This window comes from Acinetobacter endophylla, from assembly GCF_053543775.1.
This window is the reverse complement of sequence record NZ_JBLVOM010000240.1, coordinates 187447-194809: the sequence shown is the minus strand read 5'-3', so window position 1 is coordinate 194809 and position 7363 is coordinate 187447. Positions and strand designations below refer to the sequence as shown.

Here is a 7363-nt window from a genome sequence, read left to right as displayed (position 1 = left end):
ACCAGAGAAAGGCCAGAAATGAAATACACAGCAACAAGACGGGTAACATACTGATGCTAATAATTTCAAAGACGGTGCCCAAGCAGAATACACCGATAATAAAGCCGACTGATCCCCATTTTCGTACTTTGCCATAGAGTTCTGCTCTTTTTTCCCCGAGCCAGAATAAAGTCACGCCTTCAAACTGAGCCAGAATAGCATTCTGAAAGAAACTGAAAATCAGCATCAATAAAGCTACAGATTGAAAGCTATTGGGAATGATAAAAATCATGAACCAGATACAGGCTTCCATCCAGGTGGCAATACGCACCAGCAGCATGCGTTTACCGGATTTGTCTGCAATCCACCCCCAGATCAACGGCGCAAAGAATCGGGTAACAATCGCAATAGAAGATAAAATGCCGATTTCCTGATAATTGAAGCCTTGATCTTCAAGATACAGACTCCAAAAAGGCATGAACGCCCCGACAATCGCATAGTAAAAAAAGTAAAATCCACTGAGTCTATGCTGGATTGCTAGAACTGGCATTGATTTATATATCCTAATATTTTCAAAATGTTAAACTCAATCAATTTCTATAGCACTGTATTCGACAACTCTTGATTTTGCTACGAGCATCTCGTATTAGTCTAAAAATAAATTTACATAAGTTTATGAATAAATTTTACTAAAGCAAAAAACCCTTTGCTGAGTTAAATCAAAGTAAGAACATAAATCGGCTTCTATATTGAGCACACGATAAAGGGCGGAAACGTTTTTAGGAAGGAGTTGGATGAACTTTAAATCTGAAGATCAATAATTACACAGACATTACAATTATTTTATGGCTAAAGTATGTCCAAAGAATTTTCAGATCATAGGCTAAAAAATTAAAACGAACTCTAGCTTTATAGCAAGGAGAAAATCAATGCCTAACTTTATAAGACCTCTATACTCGGGTCTAGTCTTCCTCCCTCTAATGGTAATAAGTATTTGTAGTGCTGCATATGCTAACGCTTCCCCTATAACCTCTAACTCTCCAAAAGATAATCTTCATCCCCATATAGATCATTATTTAAGTGAAAGTCTTTATCCTGATGAAGCAAACATAACTGAAAAAATCGCAGATATAATTGAGATATCTATTCGGAAAGAGTATTCCACAGGTATCGCGCTACGTGATGCCCATCCCAAAGCACACGGTTGCGTACGCGCAGAATTCAAAGTAGATGAAGCTCTTCCCAAAAACTTGGCTCAAGGTGTTTTTCTTCCGGGAAAAACATATCAAGCCTGGATTCGTTTCTCTAATGGGTCTAAAAATGCCCAACAAGCAGATATTAAAAAAGATGCCCGTGGTATGGCGATAAAACTTTTGGGAGTACCGGGAGAAAAGCTTTTAGATGATGAAACCTCTACTCAAGATTTCATTATGATCAATCATCCTGTCTTTTTTGTGAATGATCCAGTTCGATATATGTCATTTATGCAAGATATAAATAGCGATAGATTTTTTAATAAACTGCATATTCCTTTTGCATTAGGAGCTAAAGGAACCTGGATTGCCTTAAATACGAGAAATAAAATTTCTAATCCTTTGCAAACTAGATATTGGTCTATGGTGCCCTATCAATTAGGAATAGGCACTGATCGTCAAGCTATAAAGTATTCAGCTCAAGCATGTTCGACAGTGACAGATCCTCTTCCACATGCTCCGCATCATAATTTTCTAAGAGAAAAATTGCGCAAACATTTGCAAAAAAGTGAAGCATGTATGGAGTTTCTGATACAGCCTAGAACATCAAACACCATGTCAGTCGAAGATTCCATGACTGAATGGCAAGAAAGTGAGGCGCCTTTTTACAAGGTCGCAACTATCCGCATTCCTCAGCAAGTTTTTGATACACCTGAACAAAACAAGTTTTGTGAAAATCTCTCTTTTACACCATGGCATACACTACCGGAGCACAAACCTCTGGGAGTAATAAACCGAATGCGAAAAGTGATTTATGATCGTATTAGTGAGGTTAGACATGATATGAATTCTACTCACAGATCAGAACCACATTAAAATATAAGTGCTTATATGAAGTTATTAGCTAAACTAAAATAACCTGTTGTACTGCTCATTCGCCTTAACTTAAAAGCTTTAGTTTACAAACTCTGTGCAGAGTTAATTTAGAAACATAAATAAAGCTGCTACATTAAAAATGACATTATAAAAAGGAAAATGGTTTCAGCGATGAAAATTAAATCTCCTATTATTAAATTAATCATGAGCTGTTTATGTTTAGGTTCAACATATGCAATAGCATCTCCTCCACTTCCCGATAGCAGCAAAATCCAAGAATCCAATATTTCGGAAAAAATACCGGGTACAATATTATCTATACAAGAACAAAATACTGATCTGTTTACGAATGCCTCACAACGTTTCTTAATTAATTATCGCAGTCGTGGCACAAAATCCGAACCCATTGTCACTTCAGGCTATATCCTGTTACCTAAAGGCAAATTCCCTAAAGATGGCTGGCCTGTTCTGGCTTGGGCGCATGGTACAACTGGCGTTGCTGATACATGTGCACCCTCTGGGGATTATGTGGGCGGGCCAGTCCATGTCTATCAGCAAATCGCTGCTAAAGCATTGAATGCCTGGCTCGCTCGCGGCTATGCAGTCATTGCACCTGATTATCAAGGTTTAGGCACTCCGGGCGGTCATCCTTATATGAATGCGCGAAGCCAGTTACATACTGTCGTGGATGCTGTACGAGCGATCCACCATTTAAAGCCTTATAGCTTTAGTAAAAATTGGTATGTTATGGGTCATAGTCAAGGAGGTGCAGCATCTCTTAAAATTGCTGCGGCCGGTCAAAAAGATGCACCTGAATTTGATCTTCGCGGGGCAATTGCACTAGCACCGGGCGGTTACCAATATGAAGGAATCGCTGAATATGTTGCCAGCAATTCGCAAATCACGACTGATGTCGCCGCATTTTTTCCAATTGTGCTTTTAGGAGCAGAAGCTGCAGACCCGATGCTTGCTCCAGCAAATTTAGTTAGCCCAGAAATGGAAGAAATTCTTAATCATGCACGCAGTCGCTGTTTGTCAGAATTACAATCTGACCTAAAACAAGCACCTAAGACTGTCTTTAAATCAAATATAAATCTGGCACCTTTGACAAATTATTTAAAAGAACAGTCTATTGAGAATATGACACCGACTGTGCCGGTTCTGCTGGTACAAGGTGAGAAAGATCAACTGGTCGATGATCGTGGTACTTATGCTTACTATCAGCAGGTATGTACGAAGCAGAAATCTATCGCCTTCCATCTAGTCAAAAATGGAGATCATCGTGATTCCTTAAGACAGAGTGAATTTCTAATTGGAAACTTTATCCATTCAGTTGAACAAGGGAAAGCTTTGAACACCTGCCCTACAAAATAACCCGGTGAGCTTTTGTATTTAATCATTAAAAACTCAAATATTTTAATCTTCATATTTATAGAATAGTCCTTTAAAGGAGCACTATTCTATAAAGAGGATAAACTAATATTAATCCGTATTCTTACTTTCTGTTAAAACTATACTTACGATTTCGAATTGTTTTGAGCCCATCATTTTTATACTTTAATTCTTTAGCAAATAATAATTAGAATGAAAGAGGTTATTTATGTGCTCGAACTATGAATTTCCCTCAAAAAAACGTCTTTCCTTATTAGATATTCATGAAGAGCAACTCGAACTGGGCATGAAACCGCATGTTTATCCTTTAGCGCCAGCCCCAATCATTATGCGCGGTGCTGATGAGTTTGAGCTGGATATCGCACGTTTCGGACTGATTCCAGCCTGGGCGAAAGAATTGAAATATGGCCGGCATACCTATAATGCACGGACTGAAACAGTGGCATCCAAACCGAGTTTCCGACATGCCTGGAAAAACAACCAGTTTGCTTTGGTACCCGTCGATACATTCTATGAACCTAAATATATAGACGGTAAATCGCACTGGTTTGGCATTTCACGTGAAGATGGCAATCCTTTTACCGTGGCGGCGATTTATGATGACGCACACATTGATGGTGAGAAAATCAGATCATTTTCGATGCTGACCATAAATTCAGATCAACATCCCTTTATGAAACAGTTTCATGACCCGAATGACGAAAAACGCTCGATTATTGTGATTCCGGAAGAATCACGACATGACTGGTTGCACTGCGATCATGAACAAGCCCATGAATTTTTCTTTGAAATGAAAGATGAATTTATTGCAAAGCCTAGAGATTCAAGGTTTATCGGGAAATTAAAAAGCCCTAAACCAAGTTAGGGCTTCGTCCATATGAAAAAGCTATTTTTGCTCTCTCAATGGATTTTCTGGTTCTGCATTGGGTTTTTTCTCTGGTTTGACATGCTTATAAGATGCCTGATTACCCTTGTCGTCATTCGATTCTTTATGCGGATTTGATTCTTGCTCTTGCTCTGGCTTATTTGTCATATGCATCTCCTTCATATATCTATTAAGAGATAAATATGACATCTACTGCTAAACATCAATGTTATTTATGTTGCACATTCAGTTTTCTAAAAAGACAAATTTTCCTTGAAGTATTCTTTTACATTTCACAAACCCTAAAGTCCATCTGAGCAAATAAGCTGTTCAGCCTGATCGTAGATGGTACAGCAAAGAATATGAATTCGCGTGCGAGCCGATATCGAATACATGAAATTTTCTAAGCTTATCCACTGCCGGAAAAAGTCTTTTCATTTCAGTAAAATCTTTAGGATGATTGGCCTTAATCATTCGATGCCAACCAGCTAATGCAGTTTCAGCCTGTGGCCTCTTTTGAATTGCTTCAAGAATTCGAGCATGGGTGATCACACGCATAAATTTTATTGTATTCCAGTTCTAAGCAGCTAAGAATTTATCAAAACGTAATCCTATTGAAATGATTCTTTTATAAAGTATTCCTTGTGAGAAATTATGTTTAGATCCAAAAATTTCATCAGTAAAGAAAAACCCCGCCAACTGATGATTGAACGGGGATTGATCTTCATTAAGATGTCTGATGATTTGGCACATTATTCAATATTTTTCAAGCAATCACGACACTGTTTGATCTCATCATGGTCACACGTGTAGTTAATTTCAGTCGCACCATGAAGACCAAATAAACAAAATATAAATTGCATCATGTTTTTCTCCTAAGTGTAAAAAGCTCAATCTAGGATCAAGCTTTATTGCTTTAAATATAGAATGATTCAATATAAAATGATTGGATCAGCGATCTAGAACAACTTCAGTACTCAGCTCTGTTGTTTAGCCTTTCAGTAAAATTGAAGCTTTTGGGCTAAGTTTGTACAGGCTCTTCAGCTTGAGTCGCCTGATCTTTTTTACAATGATCACTTTTACAATGCTTGCTGCTCATCATCTGACACATTTTCTCTTTGCAAGATTTAAAACAACAGCCAACCATTACGCCCATGCCAAATGCGCATACACATCTCATCATAGCTTTGTCCTGTCTTTTCGTGAAAAGAGATATATAAATAACATCTATTCATGTATCTCTCCTGAGGGAATTTTCAGGCTTTATGTTGTGTATGAAAACTTATGTGAAAGAGAATGAGCAAAAAATACAATCAGCAAAGAAAAAACCAGATTTAAGACGGAAAAGAAAAAGCCTGTTTAACTCTCCTAAATTAAACAGGCCCTATAATGTGCTGATTTTTAATTATTTTCATTAAGTTCTTAGAATGACGCCAAGATATCACTAGCCATGCAGCCAATCTGTGTAGGATATATAGATGCAATGTTTCAAAATATGAAAAAACCATTACTTTTGTTAATTAAATGACTGTAATTTATCCAAAAATCTTTTTAATGGGCAAATAAGACGATTAAATAACCAAAACCCAAAAAGAATTGCTAAACCTATAAATGAGAATAGGTTAATTCAGATTTGTAGGAGAAAATTCCTTATTTCAGTCAATATCGGATGTTATGAATGTTCAATGTCTCATAAAGTTTATAGATCCCTGCTTTCTTTTTAGTCATTTCTCTCTATAATTTTTCATATGAGCAATAACAATATTTTGGCAGCATGAAAAATCGCATACTAATTACTTTATTGATGAGTCTGGCAATAAGCGGCTGCCAAAAACAGCAAGCAGAGAGTGCAGCAGAAGCTGATGCAAACATTAAAGTGCAGTTTGAACAATCAGATAATCAACTGAGTGCTTATCTGGACAAACTTGACTCTTCAACAATTAGTCTGGAAGAAAGAACACGTATCCTGTGTGAACAATATCCTAAAGAATATAAAAATAACTATATGCCTGCCTTGCTAAAACTTGCACCCAAGGAATATACAGAAAAAGAGTTGCTCACCGACCTAGACAATGCCTTGAATTTCTACAAGCTAAAAGCCAATATTCAGTGTTAATAAATACTTAGTCTAATCGTGCAATGAAATATAAAAAACCGCCTGATTCAGGCGGTTTTTTTATGAAGAGCGTAAGTCTTAAACAGAATTAACACTGCGGTTTTCACTGATCTTGTTGCTGTTGGTTACTGTTTTGCTGTGGCTGTTGTTGCTGTTGGCCTTGCTGGTTTTGTTGCTGATTGCGCTGCGGCTGCTGTTGTTGCTGGTTATTTTGTTGCTGATTTGGGTTTTGCTGGTTGTTTTGTTGACGCTGCTGATCTTGATTGCGTTGTTGATTTTGCTGTTGCTGTTGTTGCTGCTGTTTCTGTTGGTCTTGCTGTTGATTATTAGCCATGGTGGTATTCCTTACTATTTGCTTTAAATTAAAAGCCGATAGGTTTCGACTTAATATCTACTCTACGCATTTTTCAGATTTCGCCAACCTTTAACCTGTTACAGATTAATTCAATGTAAAAAATAGTAAGATAAGTACTTGAAGTGGAGATTAATGCGCAACATAAATTACCTGATATAATGCAACAGAAACATAATGAAAGACTTTATAGGTCAAAAATTTATTATCCAATAAAAGGAATAACTTAAGTCCTATTTCATATATAGGAAAATTTTTAATAAAATTTAAAAAGCGTTATTAAACAGAACCACTTAATAACTATACTATTGATATTTATAAATATATACAAATAAATCTAAATCTTCTATATTTTTAAAAAATTAAATAAAACATTAAAAATACAATTCTTTTTGAATATTATTAACTGTGAAGAAATACGATACTTAACATGACCTCACCAATAAAACTTAAGCTGTTTCGAATTTACCTTGACTTTAATTCAAATATTTTTACTTATTATTTTGGTATAAACTTAGATCAAATCATTGTTTGTAATTATATTTATTAATCTATTTATAATAAATAAGCCCCTTTAAAAGAGGCTTATT

At 36.2% G+C, this 7363-nt stretch carries 8 protein-coding genes; 4 read left to right on the top strand and 4 right to left on the bottom strand.

The window, feature by feature from the left end:
* On the bottom strand, positions 1 to 529 hold a 529-nt coding region (locus ACNPNW_RS10920; protein WP_448766970.1), incomplete at its 3' end, for an MFS transporter.
* 379 nt (positions 530 to 908) lie between these two features.
* Between ACNPNW_RS10920 and ACNPNW_RS10915 the strand changes: the two genes are divergently transcribed.
* The 3 genes from ACNPNW_RS10915 (at position 909) to ACNPNW_RS10905 (ending at position 4305) form a co-directional block, all read left to right on the top strand.
* A complete protein-coding gene (locus ACNPNW_RS10915) occupies positions 909 to 2048 on the top strand; it encodes a catalase family protein (protein ID WP_243475497.1) in 1140 nt (379 codons plus the stop codon).
* A gap of 159 nt (positions 2049 to 2207) precedes the next feature.
* Positions 2208 to 3422, top strand: a complete 1215-nt coding sequence (locus ACNPNW_RS10910) for an alpha/beta hydrolase family protein (protein WP_448766969.1) — start codon at positions 2208 to 2210, stop codon at positions 3420 to 3422.
* Positions 3423 to 3648: 226 nt separating this feature from the next.
* Positions 3649 to 4305, top strand: a complete 657-nt coding sequence (locus ACNPNW_RS10905; protein WP_420937259.1) for an SOS response-associated peptidase — start codon at positions 3649 to 3651, stop codon at positions 4303 to 4305.
* A gap of 21 nt (positions 4306 to 4326) precedes the next feature.
* Here the strand turns inward: ACNPNW_RS10905 and ACNPNW_RS10900 are convergent, their stop codons facing one another.
* Together ACNPNW_RS10900 and ACNPNW_RS10895 are read right to left on the bottom strand one after the other, a co-directional pair.
* The gene (locus ACNPNW_RS10900; protein WP_004646799.1) at positions 4327 to 4473 is read right to left on the bottom strand and encodes a hypothetical protein; all 147 of its coding nucleotides are present in this window, start codon (positions 4471 to 4473) and stop codon (positions 4327 to 4329) included.
* Between the two features lie 162 nt (positions 4474 to 4635).
* Positions 4636 to 4863, bottom strand: a complete 228-nt coding sequence (locus ACNPNW_RS10895; RefSeq protein WP_016806847.1) for a type II toxin-antitoxin system HigB family toxin — start codon at positions 4861 to 4863, stop codon at positions 4636 to 4638.
* 1216 nt (positions 4864 to 6079) lie between these two features.
* On the opposite strand from ACNPNW_RS10895, the gene ACNPNW_RS10890 reads away from it, so the two are divergent.
* Complete coding sequence (locus ACNPNW_RS10890; protein ID WP_004646794.1) at positions 6080 to 6421, top strand: hypothetical protein; 342 nt, start codon at positions 6080 to 6082, stop codon at positions 6419 to 6421.
* A gap of 103 nt (positions 6422 to 6524) precedes the next feature.
* Here the strand turns inward: ACNPNW_RS10890 and ACNPNW_RS10885 are convergent, their stop codons facing one another.
* Positions 6525 to 6755, bottom strand: coding sequence for a hypothetical protein (locus ACNPNW_RS10885; protein WP_004646793.1), 231 nt, complete (start codon positions 6753 to 6755; stop codon positions 6525 to 6527).
* Positions 6756 to 7363 lie beyond the last annotated feature (608 nt).